Origin of the sequence: Zunongwangia sp., assembly GCF_048269745.1 — a bacterium.
In the GTDB taxonomy this organism is placed as follows: domain Bacteria; phylum Bacteroidota; class Bacteroidia; order Flavobacteriales; family Flavobacteriaceae; genus Zunongwangia.
Genome location: NZ_JBLXIB010000003.1, coordinates 105,037 through 120,020 on the forward strand (window position 1 = coordinate 105,037; position 14,984 = coordinate 120,020).

At 32.0% G+C, this 14,984-nt stretch carries 13 protein-coding genes; 9 read left to right on the top strand and 4 right to left on the bottom strand.

Annotated elements, in window-relative coordinates; translation table 11 throughout:
* Positions 1-66: 66 nt before the first annotated feature.
* From ACN0WI_RS05310 to ACN0WI_RS05345, 8 genes are all read left to right on the top strand, one after another.
* Entirely contained in the window at positions 67-1,467 is a 1,401-nt protein-coding gene (locus ACN0WI_RS05310) for a tetratricopeptide repeat protein (RefSeq protein WP_417885608.1), read from the top strand.
* A gap of 34 nt (positions 1,468-1,501) precedes the next feature.
* Positions 1,502-2,440: a DUF368 domain-containing protein gene (locus ACN0WI_RS05315; RefSeq protein ID WP_417885609.1), complete on the top strand. Its 939-nt coding sequence runs from the start codon at positions 1,502-1,504 to the stop codon at positions 2,438-2,440.
* The gene (locus ACN0WI_RS05320; protein WP_417885610.1) at positions 2,427-3,443 is read left to right on the top strand and encodes a DUF368 domain-containing protein; all 1,017 of its coding nucleotides are present in this window, start codon (positions 2,427-2,429) and stop codon (positions 3,441-3,443) included. The genes ACN0WI_RS05315 and ACN0WI_RS05320 overlap by 14 nt, the downstream gene beginning before the upstream one ends.
* Positions 3,440-4,171, top strand: a complete 732-nt coding sequence (locus ACN0WI_RS05325) for a shikimate dehydrogenase family protein (RefSeq protein WP_417885611.1) — start codon at positions 3,440-3,442, stop codon at positions 4,169-4,171. The genes ACN0WI_RS05320 and ACN0WI_RS05325 overlap by 4 nt, the downstream gene beginning before the upstream one ends.
* 118 nt (positions 4,172-4,289) lie before the next feature.
* Positions 4,290-6,377 carry a DUF349 domain-containing protein gene (locus ACN0WI_RS05330; protein WP_417885612.1) on the top strand — a complete coding sequence of 696 codons (2,088 nt, stop codon included), beginning with the start codon at positions 4,290-4,292 and terminating at the stop codon, positions 6,375-6,377.
* A gap of 335 nt (positions 6,378-6,712) precedes the next feature.
* Positions 6,713-7,363 carry a toxin-antitoxin system YwqK family antitoxin gene (locus ACN0WI_RS05335; RefSeq protein ID WP_417885613.1) on the top strand — a complete coding sequence of 217 codons (651 nt, stop codon included), beginning with the start codon at positions 6,713-6,715 and terminating at the stop codon, positions 7,361-7,363.
* Positions 7,364-7,480: 117 nt separating this feature from the next.
* Positions 7,481-8,668: a tRNA 2-thiouridine(34) synthase MnmA gene (gene mnmA / locus ACN0WI_RS05340; protein ID WP_417885614.1), complete on the top strand. Its 1,188-nt coding sequence runs from the start codon at positions 7,481-7,483 to the stop codon at positions 8,666-8,668.
* Between the two features lie 18 nt (positions 8,669-8,686).
* Positions 8,687-9,637 (top strand): NAD(P)H-dependent flavin oxidoreductase, encoded by a 951-nt coding sequence (locus tag ACN0WI_RS05345; protein WP_417885615.1) that lies wholly within the window; start codon positions 8,687-8,689, stop codon positions 9,635-9,637.
* Positions 9,638-9,777: 140 nt separating this feature from the next.
* Here the strand turns inward: ACN0WI_RS05345 and ACN0WI_RS05350 are convergent, their stop codons facing one another.
* The 4 genes from ACN0WI_RS05350 to guaA all read right to left on the bottom strand — a co-directional run bounded on the left by ACN0WI_RS05350 (position 9,778) and on the right by guaA (position 14,112).
* The gene (locus tag ACN0WI_RS05350) at positions 9,778-10,038 is read right to left on the bottom strand and encodes a hypothetical protein (protein ID WP_417885616.1); all 261 of its coding nucleotides are present in this window, start codon (positions 10,036-10,038) and stop codon (positions 9,778-9,780) included.
* Positions 10,039-10,159: 121 nt separating this feature from the next.
* Complete coding sequence (locus ACN0WI_RS05355; RefSeq protein ID WP_417885617.1) at positions 10,160-10,564, bottom strand: OsmC family protein; 405 nt, start codon at positions 10,562-10,564, stop codon at positions 10,160-10,162.
* Positions 10,524-12,545 carry a PBP1 and LysM peptidoglycan-binding domain-containing protein gene (locus ACN0WI_RS05360; RefSeq protein ID WP_417885618.1) on the bottom strand — a complete coding sequence of 674 codons (2,022 nt, stop codon included), beginning with the start codon at positions 12,543-12,545 and terminating at the stop codon, positions 10,524-10,526. The genes ACN0WI_RS05355 and ACN0WI_RS05360 overlap by 41 nt, the downstream gene beginning before the upstream one ends.
* Before the next feature lie 37 nt (positions 12,546-12,582).
* Positions 12,583-14,112, bottom strand: coding sequence for a glutamine-hydrolyzing GMP synthase (gene guaA, locus ACN0WI_RS05365; RefSeq protein WP_417885619.1), 1,530 nt, complete (start codon positions 14,110-14,112; stop codon positions 12,583-12,585).
* 139 nt (positions 14,113-14,251) lie between these two features.
* On the opposite strand from guaA, the gene ACN0WI_RS05370 reads away from it, so the two are divergent.
* Positions 14,252-14,977: an SIMPL domain-containing protein gene (locus ACN0WI_RS05370; protein WP_417885620.1), complete on the top strand. Its 726-nt coding sequence runs from the start codon at positions 14,252-14,254 to the stop codon at positions 14,975-14,977.
* The last annotated feature ends 7 nt before the right edge of the window (positions 14,978-14,984 follow it).

Below are 14,984 nucleotides of genomic sequence, written 5' to 3' on the forward strand. Positions count from 1 at the left end.
GAACGTCCCATCGAAGTTAAAAAACATTTATACCTTTAATCATAGAAATCTTGCAACCCCTAGCTTATGCAATTAAGCCATAACGAAGAGAATAATTTTTCATTAACTCGGTTTGAGTCGATGTTAAAAACAAACGATGTGTTGTTTTTTGATTCTAACGAATTTGAAAATATTATTCATCACTACCTAGAAATAGGAAAAATAAATTTGGCTAAAAAAGCCGTTAAATTGGGGCTTTCTCAGCACCCTACCTCTACAAACTTGAAACTTTTAAAAGTAGAAATTCTAGTCTTCGAAGATAAATTAGAATTAGCTGATTCGTTATTGAATGAAGTTCAGGTTTTAGAAGCTTCTAATGAAGAGGTATATATTCAAAAAGCACAAATTTTATCCAAAAGAGATCAGCATGAAAAAGCCATTCAAGTATTAAAAATGGCTCTAGAAGTAACTGAAGAGGAAGCTGAAATTTATTCGATGATTGGCATGGAGTATCTTTTTATGGAAGATTTCAAAAATGCCAAATTAAATTTCATGAAATGTCTGGAAACAGACGAAGAAGATTATTCTGCATTATATAATGTAATGTATTGTTTCGATTTTTTAGATGAAAAAGAAAAAGCAATCGAATATTTGAATAGCTATCTTAATAAAAATCCATATTGTGAAGTTGCTTGGCATCAACTAGGTAAACAATATTTCGATTTAAAAGAATACAAAAAAGCCTATACTGCTTTCGATTTTGCAATTATCAGCGATGAACTTTTCATCGGTGCTTATATGGAAAAAGGGAAAGTATTAGAAAAAATGGAGCGTTATGCTGAAGCAATTGAAAATTATGAAATCACCCTTCAACTAGACGATCCTACTTCTTTTGCATATTTACGGATTGGTAAATGCTACGACAAATTAGGCATCCAAAAATCGGCATTAAAATATTACAGAAAAACAGTTCACGAAGATCCATTATTAGATAAAGGTTGGATTGCAATTACTGATTATTATTTTAAGAATAAAAATTATAAAAAGGCATTGTATTACATCAATAAAGCCATAAATATTGATGAAGAAAACGTATTGTACTGGAAGCGATACGCAAAAATAAACACTAGATTAGAGTTTTATCTTGAGGCAGAACAAGGCTTTAAAAAAACACTTGATCTTGGTAATTATGAATTAGATACTTGGCTTAAACGATGCGATACACTAATTATATTGGAAGAGTTCGATACTGCAATTAAAAATTTAAAACAAGCTGTAGAATTTTATCCGGATTCTCCAGAAATAGAATATCGATTAAGCGGATTATATTTTAAAATCAATAAATCTGAAGAAGCTTACGAACATTTGATCAATGGTTTAGAGTTAGATTCAGAGTTTATTATCATTATTGAAGAATTATTCCCTGAAATTTTTTCTAGAAAAAGTGTTCAAAAATTAATAAAATCTTATCAGAAAGCTTCAGATTAATTTTTCCTAAATTTGACGGAACTAATTTTTAGCCATGCAAAGAAGCTTTTTAGATTATCTTACCATTACTTTAAAAGGAATGGCGATGGGAGCAGCAGATGTTGTCCCGGGTGTTTCCGGTGGAACCATCGCATTTATTTCCGGTATTTATGAAGAATTAATTGACACTATAAGCGGTGTAGATTTATCACTTATTAAAACTTGGAAAAACAAAGGATTAAGTGCCTTTTGGACACAATTAAATGGTAATTTTATTGTAGCTCTTTTTACCGGAATTTTAATTAGTGTATTTACGTTAATGCGCCTTACCAACTATTTACTAGAAACTTATCCAGTCTTAATTTGGTCTTTCTTTTTCGGGTTAGTATTAGCAAGTATATGGTATGTTGGGAAACAAATACCAAAGTGGAATTTTAAAATAGTCATTGCACTAATTGCAGGTGCAGGTGCAGCATTATACGTAACATCTTTACCTCCTATGGGTAGTACTGATAGTTTATTATATATGCTTTTGGCAGGTGCTTTAGCTGTTTGTGCTATGATTTTACCTGGAATCTCAGGCGCATTTATATTGGTTTTATTAGGTGCTTATAAAACCGTTACTCAAGCGGCACATAATTTCGATTTTAAAACAATAGGTATTGTTGCTGTAGGTGCAGTAATAGGCTTACTTAGCTTCTCTAAAGTTTTAAAATGGTTATTTGCTCATTATACAAATCTTACTTTAGCGGTTCTTACTGGTTTTATTGCGGGTTCTTTAAACAAAATTTGGCCATGGAAAAAAATATTAGAAACAGCACAATATGGAGATAAAGAAGTTGTTTTGAAAGAAACCTCTGTTCTTCCATGGAACTTTGAAGGAGATTCGCAATTATTATTTTCCATTATACTAATGGTTGCTGGTTTTGGACTTATTTTTCTTCTGGAAAGTTTAGCCGATACTAAACCTGAAAAAAGCAATGCAACAAACTAGAACATTTACCGATAAAATTTTTCTTATTCTGAAAGGTTTAGCAATGGGTGCTGCCAATAAAGTACCTGGTGTTTCTGGTGGTGTTGTAGCTTTTGTAGCTGGTTTTTACGAGGAGTTTATATACTCATTACAAAAACTAAACTTAAAAGCCTTAAAATTAATTATTAACGGTAGATTTAGAAGCTTTTATCATTATATAAACGGTAAATTTTTAATATTACTTATACTAGGCATGTTAATCAGCTATTTTAGTGTATCTAAAATACTAGATTACCTCATGGTAAATTATGAGCTTTATGTTTGGTCTGGTTTCTTTGGATTAATAATTGGTTCTATTTATTATATCAGTAAAGATTTTAGTAATTGGGACCGCAGAAGTATTACGTTTGCTATATTAGGGATTTTGGCAGGAGTTTTTATCAGCATGCTAGAACCCGCAAAAGAAAATGATAATTTATGGTTTGTTTTTTTCTGCGGAATTATTGGTGTTTCCGGAATGACGTTACCGGGGCTTTCTGGCTCTTTCATTCTTATTCTTTTAGGTAATTATGTATTATTACTTGTAGACTCTGTTAACGCTCTTTATGATACTATGGCCGATATTATTAGTTTCGACTTTAGTTTTTTAGAAAATACATTACGCATTCATCTTTTAAAAGTAATGTTAGTTTTTGCGTTAGGATCACTGGCAGGTTTAATCTCTTTATCTCATATATTAGGATATGTATTAAAACACTATAAAAAAGATACTTTTGCGGTTATTATAGGCTTTATAACAGGATCGCTAGGTGTAGTTTGGCCATGGAAAACAAAAATATACAAGTTAGATTTACAATCTAATTTTTTATTAGATAGCCATGGAAACAAAATTATAGATAACTATAACCGATATTTCCCAGATTTATCAATAGTACAAACCTATATGGCAATTTTCTTTATTTTAGTTGGAATTTTTATAGTTTTAGGCCTCGCCTTCTACGAAAAAAATAAAAATATAAAATGAAACATTTCGGATTACTTGGTAAAAACATCGATTATTCCTTTTCACGAGGTTACTTTTCAGAAAAATTTCAGAAAGAAAATATAAATGCTGATTATTCGAATTTCGATATAGCTGATATTTCAGAATTTCCGTTATTACTTGAAAAAAGTACTAATTTTGCCGGTCTAAACGTTACTATACCTTATAAGGTTGCAATAATAGACTTTTTAGATGATCTAGCGGAAGAGGCAAAAGCAATTCAAGCCGTAAATGTTATTAAGTTTGAGTTAGGAGGTAAATTAATTGGCTATAATACCGATTTTATAGGTTTTCGTGATTCAATTCGGCCTTATTTACAGCCACAACACACACATGCACTAATATTGGGCACAGGCGGTGCTTCTAAAGCAATAGCGTATGCCTTAAAAACATTAGGTATTAGTTATAAATTTGTATCTAGAACCCCGAAAAAAAATCAATTTAGTTATACAGAACTTACTAAGGAAATTTTACTAAAATATTCTTTACTAATAAACACCACACCATTAGGAACATATCCTGATATAAAAAATTGTCCGGATATTCCCTATCAATTTATCACAAACAATCATTTGGTGTACGATCTTATTTATAATCCTTCGGTAACAAGCTTTATGCAAAAATCGAAAGATAATGGAGCTACTGCTGTAAATGGTCAAAATATGTTAGAATTACAGGCAGAAGCAGCTTGGCGTATTTGGAATTCATAAATATTGTTTTTTTATGCTTTTCTAACTCATAAACAAATAGGAATGTTTGCCCAATTTTAGTGGAGTTGTTATCTTTCAGCTTTAATAATTCTAGAATAGAACTTTAACATTGAAAAATATGTCTCAACCAGAAAATGAAAACCAAAAAGAAATGCTTTCTAACAATACTACTCCAGAAAAAAATGCTGGAGAGCAAGAAAATGCTAAAGTAGAAAGCCAAAAAGAAGAAAATGCAGCAGAAGAATCATTTTCGGAATCTGTTGAGAATCCCACGGCAAATCAGAACGAAGAGACTGAGCTGAAAGAAGAAACTGTTGCCGAATCTACTTTTGTACACGAAAACGAAGAACCAGCTAATACTGATGCTTCTCAAGATTCAGAAGAAACTGAAGATGAGGATGACGAGGTTATAGATGAACATAAAAAAGGAGTAGATGATTCTCTAGCTGAAGACAGCGAAGACGAAACTACTAGCGAGCGATATAATATTCCAAAAAAAGACTACCATTCCATGAGTAAGGAAGATTTGGTAGCAGAACTGGAAAAATTGCTTAAAAACGAGAAAGTACAAGCCATTAAAGAACATGTTATTGAAATTCGAACAGAATTCAATGCTAAATTTGATGAGGAAGTCGAAGAAAAAAAAGAAGAATTTTTAGCCGAAGGCGGAAATATTATCGATTTTCAGTATACCACTCCTTTAAAAAAGCAATTTAATTCGTTGTATTTTGATTATCGCGAAAAGCGAAACAATTATTACCAACAATTAAATAAAGATTTAAACGCCAATTTAAATCGACGTTTTGAACTTATTGAAGAGTTAAAAGGACTGATTAATGTAGAAGAGAATATTAATACTACTTACAATCACTTCAAAGAAATTCAAGATCAATGGCGTACGGCAGGGCCAATCCCTAGAGATAAATACAGCACTGTTTGGAACACCTATCATCACCATGTAGAGAATTTTTATGATTTTCTACATTTAAACCGTGAGTTTAGAGATATGGATTTCAAACATAATCTAGACCAGAAAATAAAACTGATTAATCGTGCTGAAGAGCTTACTCAAGAAACCGATGTAAATAGGTCTTTCCGAGAATTGCAAATGCTTCATAAAATCTGGAAAGAAGAATTAGGTCCGGTAGCTAAAGAATATCGAGATGAAATTTGGGATCGCTTCAGTAAAGCCACTAAATTAATTCACGATCGTCGTCAAGATTATTTTAATAACCTTGAACAAGAATTTGAAAAAAACTGGGAAAAGAAACAGCAAATCATCGAAAAAATTCGAGAAATTGCCGATCAAACTTTCACCAGTCACAACAAATGGCAACAAAAAATTAAGGAAGTTGAAAGCTTACGTGAAGCATTCTTTAAAGCCGGTAAAGTTCCTAGAACTAAAAATGAAGATACTTGGAGTGATTTTAAAGCAGTTGTAAGACAATTCAACCGAAATAAAAACACCTTCTATAAGAATTTGAAAAAAGACCAGTATAAAAATCTGGAAAAGAAAAAAGAATTAATTCAAATTGCAGAAGATAATAAAGAAAGTGACGACTTTAAAACCGTTACTCCTTTAATGAAAAAAATACAAGCTGACTGGAAAAGTATCGGTCACGTACCAAGAAAAGACAGTGATAAAATTTGGAAACAGTTTAAAGAAGCTTGTAATTTCTATTTTAACAAATTAAATCAAGAACGTAGCGAATCTGAAAAAGTAGAGCTAGATGCTTACGGTGCTAAAAAAGATTTACTAGATAAAGTGCGTTCTTATAAACTTACCGGAGAAAAAGAGGAAGATTTAAAAACTATTAAAGGCTTTATTTCTGAATGGAAAAACATCGGTCGTGTTCCGTATAATAAACGATTTATTGAAGGGAAATTTAATAAAGCTTTAGATCAATTATTCAATAAATTAGACGTAAATCGTACAAAAGCTGAAATGCTTAAGTATGAGAATAAAATACAATCTTTAAACGATTCTGATGACGATCGGAAAATTAGAAATGAACACTTCTTCCTAACTAAAAAAGTTGAAGAAACTAAAGCTGAAATTAGACAACTTGAAAATAACCTTCAGTTTTTCTCTAATGTAGAAGATGATAACCCACTTGTACAAGAAGTTCATAAAAATATAAACGACCACAAAGCACAATTAAAAGTGTGGCAAGAAAAGCTTAAAAAAGTAAGATCACTTTACTAAGTGACGCTTATCCTACTAATACATGAAAAAGAAAGCCTCTTTGAAAAATTTCAAAGAGGCTTTTGCTATTCTGTAATTACATTTTTCATTGTTTAAAGGCTAATTCAAACAAATACGAATGATTATTTTATAGAATAGTATTTTCTTAAATTCATTTGCTATACCTATAAACTTTATAATCTTTCAATTATTATATTTACACTCAAATAAATTTTAAATTCTAAAAAAAGACATCTTTTTTTAAAAATCTAATAATAATCTTCTTACTATATAGACGCAGAAAAAATGAAATTGTTACAATTATTATTTAAAATTTCATCCAAAAATTAACAATTATGAAAAAACTCATCATATTACTTTTTATATGTATAAGCTTCACAAAAGTATGTGCACAAAACATCAATCAAAAAGATAATGAAGGTAAAAGAGATGGTTTATGGATTGTGAACTACCCCAACACAAATCAAATTAAATTCGAAGGAACCTTTAAACACGGTAAAGAAGTAGGCAAATTCAAATTCTATAAAAAAGGAATTACTGAAAATCCAAGTGCTATAATGAATTTTGAAACAGGAAGCGACTCTGTTAAAATTACTTACTATAGTCAAAAATCAGAAATTATTAGTGAGGGTATGATGCTCAATAAAAAAAGAGCTGGCAAATGGATTACTTATCACAACGGTACTGATCAAGTTATGCAAAAAGAATTCTATAAAAATGACAAGTTAGAAGGCACACAAACTACATATTATAGAGATGGCAAAAAAGCAGAAGTTACCGAATATAGAAATGGATTAAAAAATGGCAAAAGCCAAATATTTTCTACTGAAGGCCAATTACTACAAAAATTGAATTATAAAGATGGGCAAATACATGGCCATGTTACCTTCTATAATGCAGATGGAGATTTTGTCGCTGAAGGTGATTATGCAAATGGAGAACGCATTAAAGATAGAGATTCAAAAAATCAGCCTAAAAATAACTAATTGGTATTTGGTTGAACAATCTAAACTTGTTACACCAGCAATATTTTGTAATTTTGGACTTCTTTTTACGACTGTAAAATCCCCTCTATTCATAAAGGGGTTAGTAATTAAATTTTTATGAAAAAAGTAGTAGTTGGATTATCGGGAGGCGTAGATAGTAGTGTTTCTGCATATTTATTGCAACAACAAGGTTATGAGGTTATTGGCTTATTTATGAAGAACTGGCATGACGACTCAGTAACTATTTCGGATGAATGCCCTTGGTTAGAAGATAGTAATGATGCCATGTTAGTTGCAGAAAAATTAGGCATTCCATTTCAAACAGTAGATTTAAGTAAAGAATATAAAACTCGTATTGTAGACTATATGTTTAACGAATATGAGCGGGGACGTACCCCAAATCCAGATGTACTTTGCAATCGGGAAATAAAGTTCGATGTTTTTATGAAAATTGCGCTCTCTTTAGGGGCAGATTATGTTGCAACAGGACACTATTGCAGAAAAGCAACACTAGAAAAAGATGGAGAAACTATTTACAAACTTCTATCAGGTAAAGATACTAATAAAGATCAATCATATTTTCTGTGTCAATTAACGCAAGAACAACTATCAAAAACACTTTTCCCTATTGGCGAATTACAAAAGCCTGAAGTTCGAAAAATAGCAACTGAACAAGAGTTAGTCACCGCCGACAAAAAAGATTCGCAGGGCCTATGTTTTATCGGTAAAGTACGTTTACCAGAATTCCTTCAACAAAAACTAAAACCTAAAGAAGGAAAAATTATAGAGATAGATGCAAATCATAGCATGTTTGAAGAAACTGTTCCGGAATTTGAGAATAAAGAAAACAAACTTCAATACTTAGCTAAAAAATACAGCTATACCAGCAATCAAGGCAAAGTTGTTGGCAAACATCAAGGTGCACATTTCTTTACAAAAGGCCAACGTAAAGGTTTAGCCGTTGGTGGTACTCCGGAACCGCTATTTGTAATAGATACCGATGTAAAAGAAAATGTTATTTACACCGGACAAGGTAAAAATCACCCCGGAATTTATCGAAAAGCCCTTTTTATTAATCCAGATGAAATACACTGGGTTCGTAAAGATTTATCCATTTCAAATAATAAAACTTTATCAGTAAAAGCTCGTATTCGATATCGGCAACCTTTACAGGATGCTACATTACATCAAACCGAAAATGGAATGTATGTGGTATTCGAAAAACCACAAGCTTCTATAACCGAAGGCCAATTTGTAGCTTGGTATTTAGAAGATGAGTTGGTTGGCTCTGGTGTAATTTCTTAATTAAGATTAGAAAAAATAATGGCTGCTAATAAAATTACAGAATTATTCAATATTAATTACCCAATAGTTCAAGGCGGAATGGTCTGGACAAGTGGATGGAGATTGGCTGCTGCTGTTAGTAATGCTGGTGGTCTGGGGGTAATTGGTGCCGGTTCTATGTACCCTGAACTTTTACGAGAACATATTCAAAAGTTCAGAAAAACATCTAAAAAATCATTTGGGGTAAATGTTCCATTACTATATCCGCATTCTGAAGCTATAATGGAAGTAATAATCGAAGAAAAAGTACCTATTGTTTTTTCTTCGGCAGGAAATCCTAAAGTTTGGACATCATCATTACAGCAGCATGGCATAAAAGTAGCTCATGTGGTAAGTAGTGTAAAATTCGCATTAAAAGCAGAAAAAGCAGGTGTAGATGCTATTGTTACAGAAGGTTTTGAAGCTGGTGGCCATAATGGAAGTACTGAAAGTACTACACTTACTTTAATTCCTGTAGTAAAACAAAAAATTTCAGTTCCACTAATTGCTGCCGGAGGCATAGCTACAGGAAGAGGAATGTTAGCCGCAATGACATTAGGTGCCGATGGGGTACAAATTGGTAGTCGATTTGTTACTTCAAATGAAGCCTCTTCGCATCATAATTTTAAAGAAATGGTAGTTTCTTCTGAAGAAGGAGATACAATGCTTACATTAAAAGAATTAGGTTGTGTTCGCCTTTTAAAAAACGACTTTTATCATCAAATTCAAAAACTATATTCCGAAAAAGCATCGTTAGCAGAAGTAGAAAATTTCCTTGGAAAAGGAAGACTTCGGAAAGGTATTTTTGAAGGTGATTTAAAAGAAGGCAAACTTGAAATTGGACAAATTTCAGCATTAATTTCAGAAATTAAGCCTGCAGCTGAAATTATAAATGAAATAATTGAAGAATTTAATGACACTTCTTCTGAAGTTGCTGCTCTTAAATTTTAAGATTACAATTACTTCCAATACATATTCTTATAAAACAGAATTCGCAAGATTTATTAGATAAAACAATCAAGATTATAGGCTAGAGACCTATAATCTTGATTGTTAATTGAATATAAATTATTAGCCATTTATATTATTAACTAATAACTCATATTTAAACTTGAAAAAATTGCAGCTCCAAATAAAATAAAGAAAAAGAAACTTAACACAATTCCTATTAAATAAACTAATAGCATGCCTTGTGCCCAGTTCTTTCTATTTGGATTATTATCATCACTAAATGCCCATACTAATAAAAGAATTAGACCAATTATTGGTAAGCCAGATACAAAAATATAAAGGCACCATTTTTTTGGTGATATTTGATTAGTTCCTGGATTAAATGTGTTTTGAACTTCCATAATTTTAAGTTGGTTTGTTAATTTTTTAAAAATAAAATTATTTTTAAAAATACTGAATAACAACTTAAAAAATTATTAAATCACCCAAACCTGAATACTCTAATTTTAGTTACCTACTATCCTACTTGTTATAAAAAAACTGAATATTCTTCTCAATATCTGGATGCAAACTGTAAAGTACCGGACAAGTTTTAGCAACACGCTCTAATTTTGTCTTTATTTCTTCCGAATATTCTTCAGGAAAATGTAATTCGATATCTATTTTAGAAATCCGTCGAGGACTAGCAGACATAGTTTTAGCTACACCTGCAGTTGTTCCTTCAATAGAAATTCCTAAAGACTCACTTTTTATACCTAACATGGTTAAAATACAACTTGCCAAAGCTGTAGCTACTGTATCTGTAGGAGAAAAAGACTCTCCTTTACCGTGGTTATCTAAGGGGGCATCCGTAATTAGTTTAGTTCCACTTTGTAAGTGTTCTGCTTCAGTCCTTAAATTCCCTAAGTATTTCACTTTTGCTGTCATCGGCTTGTTTTAATGTTAGATCCGGATTCATTTGTAGAATATAAACTGCTTCATTTTGAAAACCACCTCCGGGCTGTGGTCTATATAAAAACTTATTTTCGTTATATTCTGTATAACCATTTACGTTTTCAAAAGATGTATATATATCTTCTGAACTAGCCAAATGCAATAACACATCCATTGTTAAATCATAGCCTCTTACAGCAAACTGATTTGGCGTTACACCATATTCATCTTTGTAGGAATTTATGAAAGTATCAGAAATTTCAGGATCATATTCTTTATCGATAGAAGGATAATGGAAATAAAGGTTTCCTAAATCTGAATTCGCTACGCTCTCATTTTCATAACTAGCATTTTTATCAGTGGTAAATAACGTGATATTATTAACTTCATCTCGAAGCAATCTATTTAATGCAGCAACGGTACTACTAATTGTCCCTACATTTTCAGAAATCAAAACTACCCAGTTCTGCATCGTTGGAATAATAGCATTAGAAAGTTTAGATTCTGCAACATAAGCATTGCTAGGTTCTACAAATTTTGCATTTGGAAAAATCTCTCCTAATTTTCGTTTACAATCGTAATTTTGACTGTCGGCTACTACTATTATATTTTTATCTTGCCCAAATAGTTTTAAGTAATCTAACATTTGTTGAGCCATTACTTCTTCACTAGGGCGAGAAATAAATAAGTTATTATTACCTTTTATTTCTTTATTAGTTAATGGTGTAAATACAGGTATATTTTTGCTTTTTAAGCGTTTTGCTGCCGCTTCAGTGGTAGATTGTAACAACGGTCCTATTACCGCATCTACATCATTAAAACTATGTGTATTAATAATATTAGCTACTTCTTGTGGATTTTGTCTTGTATCGTACTGTTTTATTTCGGTATGGATTCCCAACTTTTCTGCATCACGAATTGCCATTTGTGCTCCAGTATAAAAGTCTAAACTAATCCGTAAAATACGTTTATCAAGTATTGCTTTTTCGTAATCAGCAGAAGAATCAATTTGAATTTCATTTAAATTATAAGGAAGCATAAATGCTAATCGCTTCGGAGAAAAATTACTTAATGAATCTTTTAAATTCACTTTGTTTCCACGAATTTTTTCTAATGCATAACTTTTAGATGGAGTTTCCCAATCAGCAGGATCTTGCTCTTCCGGATTAGGTACTTTTAATACCATTCCTGCTTTTAAACCTTCTTGTCTAACTGCAGGATTAAGTTCTATTATAGAATCTTGAGTTACATGAAATCGTTTGGCTAAACGAAATAATGTTTCTTTCGGTTTTACTTCGTAATATTTAAAAACATCATCTAATAAGACCACAGGTTCCGGAGAAACTTTAGTTCCTACCTTCAACATTAAACCTGGATGTAAAACATCTACTGTTGGGTTTAAAGCTTCAAGTTCTTTAACTGTAATTCCATATTTTCTGGCTATACCAAATTTAGTTTCTTTAGGTAAAACTATATGTTCTCGTAATTTATCTTGGTTGTATTGCTTTCTAATTCCTTCTTTAGAATCATTTTCCGGCTTTGCTACAATACTATCAATTTTTCTAAAAACAGGAATCCTTATTACTTCTCCTTTTTGAAGTTCTTTAGAATATAATTGTTTGTTATAACGCTTAATATCACTTATCTCTACATTATACTGTTGAGAAAGACTAAAAAGTGTTTCCTTCTTTTTTACTTTATGCTCCTTAAATTCTACAGGTTTTAAACTTACCTCACCTATTTTAGCCGGCATTCCTTTATCTTTTTTTGCTAAAGGAATTACCAGCTTAGAGGATACTTCTATACCGTTTTTTGCATCGGGATTGTATTTATATATGTCTTCTTCAGAAATATTATAATCCTTGGAGATACTGTAAACAGTTTCTCCCTTCTTTACAGTATGGTAATCAAATCCCTGCGAAAATGCAGAAATAGCTGTCATACATAAGAAACAAATTAAAAAAAGGTATCTCATTTTATGTTTTTTTGCTTTATTTAGTGTACTGCAAATTCTATTCCCACTCTATTGTTGCTGGCGGCTTAGAACTAATATCGTATACCACTCTATTAACGCCTTTTACTCGATTTATTATGGCATTAGATGTTTTTTGCAAAAATTCATAGGGTAAATTTACCCAGTCGGCTGTCATTCCATCGGTAGATTCTACCGCTCTTAAAGCTACAACTTTCTCATAGGTGCGCTCATCTCCCATCACTCCTACTGATTGTACAGGTAAAAGCATTGCTCCGGCTTGCCAAACATGATCGTATAATCCAGCATCACGTAAACCTTGGATGAAAATATGATCTACTTCTTGTAATATTCTAACTTTTTCAGCAGTTATGTCACCCAAAATCCTAATCGCTAAACCAGGCCCAGGAAATGGATGGCGACCCAATAATTTTTTATCAATTCCTATCTCTGCCCCTACTCTTCTTACCTCATCTTTAAATAACATTCGAAGTGGCTCTACCACTTTTAACTTCATAAAATCCGGTAAACCACCAACATTATGGTGAGATTTTATAGTAACCGATGGTCCATTTACAGAAACCGACTCGATTACGTCGGGATAGATAGTTCCCTGTGCTAAATAGGTTACATCTTTTATTTCGTGCGCCTCATCATCAAAAACTTCAATAAAAGTATTTCCTATGGCTTTTCTTTTTAATTCAGGATCGCTAATTCCAGCTAAAGCACCTAGAAAACGTGCAGAAGAATCTACTCCTTTTACGTTTAACCCCATATCCTTATACTGGTGAAGCACATCTTCAAACTCATTTTTACGAAGTAAACCGTTATTAACAAAAATGCAATATAAGTTTTTACCGATAGCCTTATGTAAAAGCATTGCTGCTACAGTAGAATCTACTCCTCCACTAAGTCCTAAAACTACTTTATCGTTACCTATTTTCTCTTTTAACTCACCTACAGTTAAATCTACAAAAGCACCTGGAGTCCAGCTTTGTTCTACCCCGGCAATATTTACTAAAAAGTTTTCTAGTAATTGTTTTCCATCGGTAGAGTGGTAAACTTCAGGATGAAACTGGATTGCAAAAGTTTCTTCGCCTTCAATACGATAGGCCGCATTTAATACGTCTGTAGTACTTGCTAAACGAACACTATTTTCAGGTAATTCTTTAATAGTGTCACTATGGCTCATCCATACTTGAGATCGTTCTTTTATAGCTTCAAAAAGGGGTTCTCCACTTTTAATTACGTCTAAATTTGCACGACCATATTCTCTAAATTCAGAAGCTTCTACTTTACCTCCGTGAAAATGGGCTAAATATTGAGCACCATAACAAACGGCAAGTAAAGGTAATTTCCCTCTAATTTGAGACAAATCTGGATGCGGTGCATCTTCTGCCCTTACCGAAAATGGACTTCCGGAAAGAATAGCTGCTTTAAAGCCTGAAAGGTCTTGTGGAACTTTGTGAAATGGGTGAATCTCGCAGTAAATATTTAATTCTCTTACACGCCTTGCTATCAATTGCGTGTACTGCGAGCCGAAGTCTAAGATGAGTACGTTATTTTGCATGCGCAAAATTAAAAATTTACGCTAAAAATAAAATACAAAACTCATATATTTTAAAAACATTCTGAATTAGTAGATACTATAATTTTTAAAATTCAGTTATAGTTAATACAAAACTAACTATTAAAACCTTTTATTACACATGAAATATTTAAGTGCTATCATTTTTTCAATAGCTATTGTTATTGCTTCTTGGTTTTTAGGAGATGCTTATGTAAGTAGAGCTAATCCCGATGGAACCATATCGGTTACCGGAGCCGGTAGCGAAAATTTCACTTCCGATCTAATTGTTTGGGAGGGAAGTTTTAGTAGAATGAGTTCTAATTTAGAAACAGCTTATTTTCAGCTCAATAAAGATAAAGAGACTGTAAAAAAGTATTTAATACAAAAAGGTATTAAAGAAGATAATATTATTTTTAATTCTGTAAATACGAATGAGCAACGTGAACAACAATACCAAAATGGTAATTATATAGGTAGTGTTTTTAAAGGCTATGAACTTACTCAGAATGTAAAAATAGAATCTAACGATGTGGAATTAATCGAAGGAGTTTCTAGAGAAATTACCGAATTACTAAATAAAGGAGTTCAATTTAATTCAACCCCGCCAAGATATTATTACACTAAACTTTCAGATCTTAAAATTGAAATGATTTCTAAAGCAACCGAAGATGCCCGATTACGAGCTGAAAGAATTGCTAAAAATTCAGGTGGTAAATTAGGTGACCTCAAAAGTGCTAACATGGGAGTTTTCCAAATTACCGGACAAAACAGTGGGGAAGATTATAGCTGGAGTGGTGCCTACAACACCGGAGACAAAAAGAAAACAGCTAGTATTACAATGCGTTTAGAATACGAAATTGAATAATTAGTAA

Excerpts from the sequence above, each read along its gene's own strand:
- ACN0WI_RS05310 (WP_417885608.1), top strand. The coding sequence starts at position 67 with ATGCAATTAAGCCATAACGAAGAGAATAATTTTTCATTAACTCGGTTT.
- ACN0WI_RS05315 (WP_417885609.1), top strand. The coding sequence starts at position 1,502 with ATGCAAAGAAGCTTTTTAGATTATCTTACCATTACTTTAAAAGGAATG.
- ACN0WI_RS05320 (WP_417885610.1), top strand. The coding sequence starts at position 2,427 with ATGCAACAAACTAGAACATTTACCGATAAAATTTTTCTTATTCTGAAA.
- ACN0WI_RS05325 (WP_417885611.1), top strand. The coding sequence starts at position 3,440 with ATGAAACATTTCGGATTACTTGGTAAAAACATCGATTATTCCTTTTCA.
- ACN0WI_RS05330 (WP_417885612.1), top strand. The coding sequence starts at position 4,290 with ATGTCTCAACCAGAAAATGAAAACCAAAAAGAAATGCTTTCTAACAAT.
- ACN0WI_RS05335 (WP_417885613.1), top strand. The coding sequence starts at position 6,713 with ATGAAAAAACTCATCATATTACTTTTTATATGTATAAGCTTCACAAAA.
- mnmA (WP_417885614.1), top strand. The coding sequence starts at position 7,481 with ATGAAAAAAGTAGTAGTTGGATTATCGGGAGGCGTAGATAGTAGTGTT.
- ACN0WI_RS05345 (WP_417885615.1), top strand. The coding sequence starts at position 8,687 with ATGGCTGCTAATAAAATTACAGAATTATTCAATATTAATTACCCAATA.
- ACN0WI_RS05350 (WP_417885616.1), bottom strand. The coding sequence starts at position 10,038 with ATGGAAGTTCAAAACACATTTAATCCAGGAACTAATCAAATATCACCA.
- ACN0WI_RS05355 (WP_417885617.1), bottom strand. The coding sequence starts at position 10,564 with ATGACAGCAAAAGTGAAATACTTAGGGAATTTAAGGACTGAAGCAGAA.
- ACN0WI_RS05360 (WP_417885618.1), bottom strand. The coding sequence starts at position 12,545 with ATGAGATACCTTTTTTTAATTTGTTTCTTATGTATGACAGCTATTTCT.
- guaA (WP_417885619.1), bottom strand. The coding sequence starts at position 14,112 with ATGCAAAATAACGTACTCATCTTAGACTTCGGCTCGCAGTACACGCAA.
- ACN0WI_RS05370 (WP_417885620.1), top strand. The coding sequence starts at position 14,252 with ATGAAATATTTAAGTGCTATCATTTTTTCAATAGCTATTGTTATTGCT.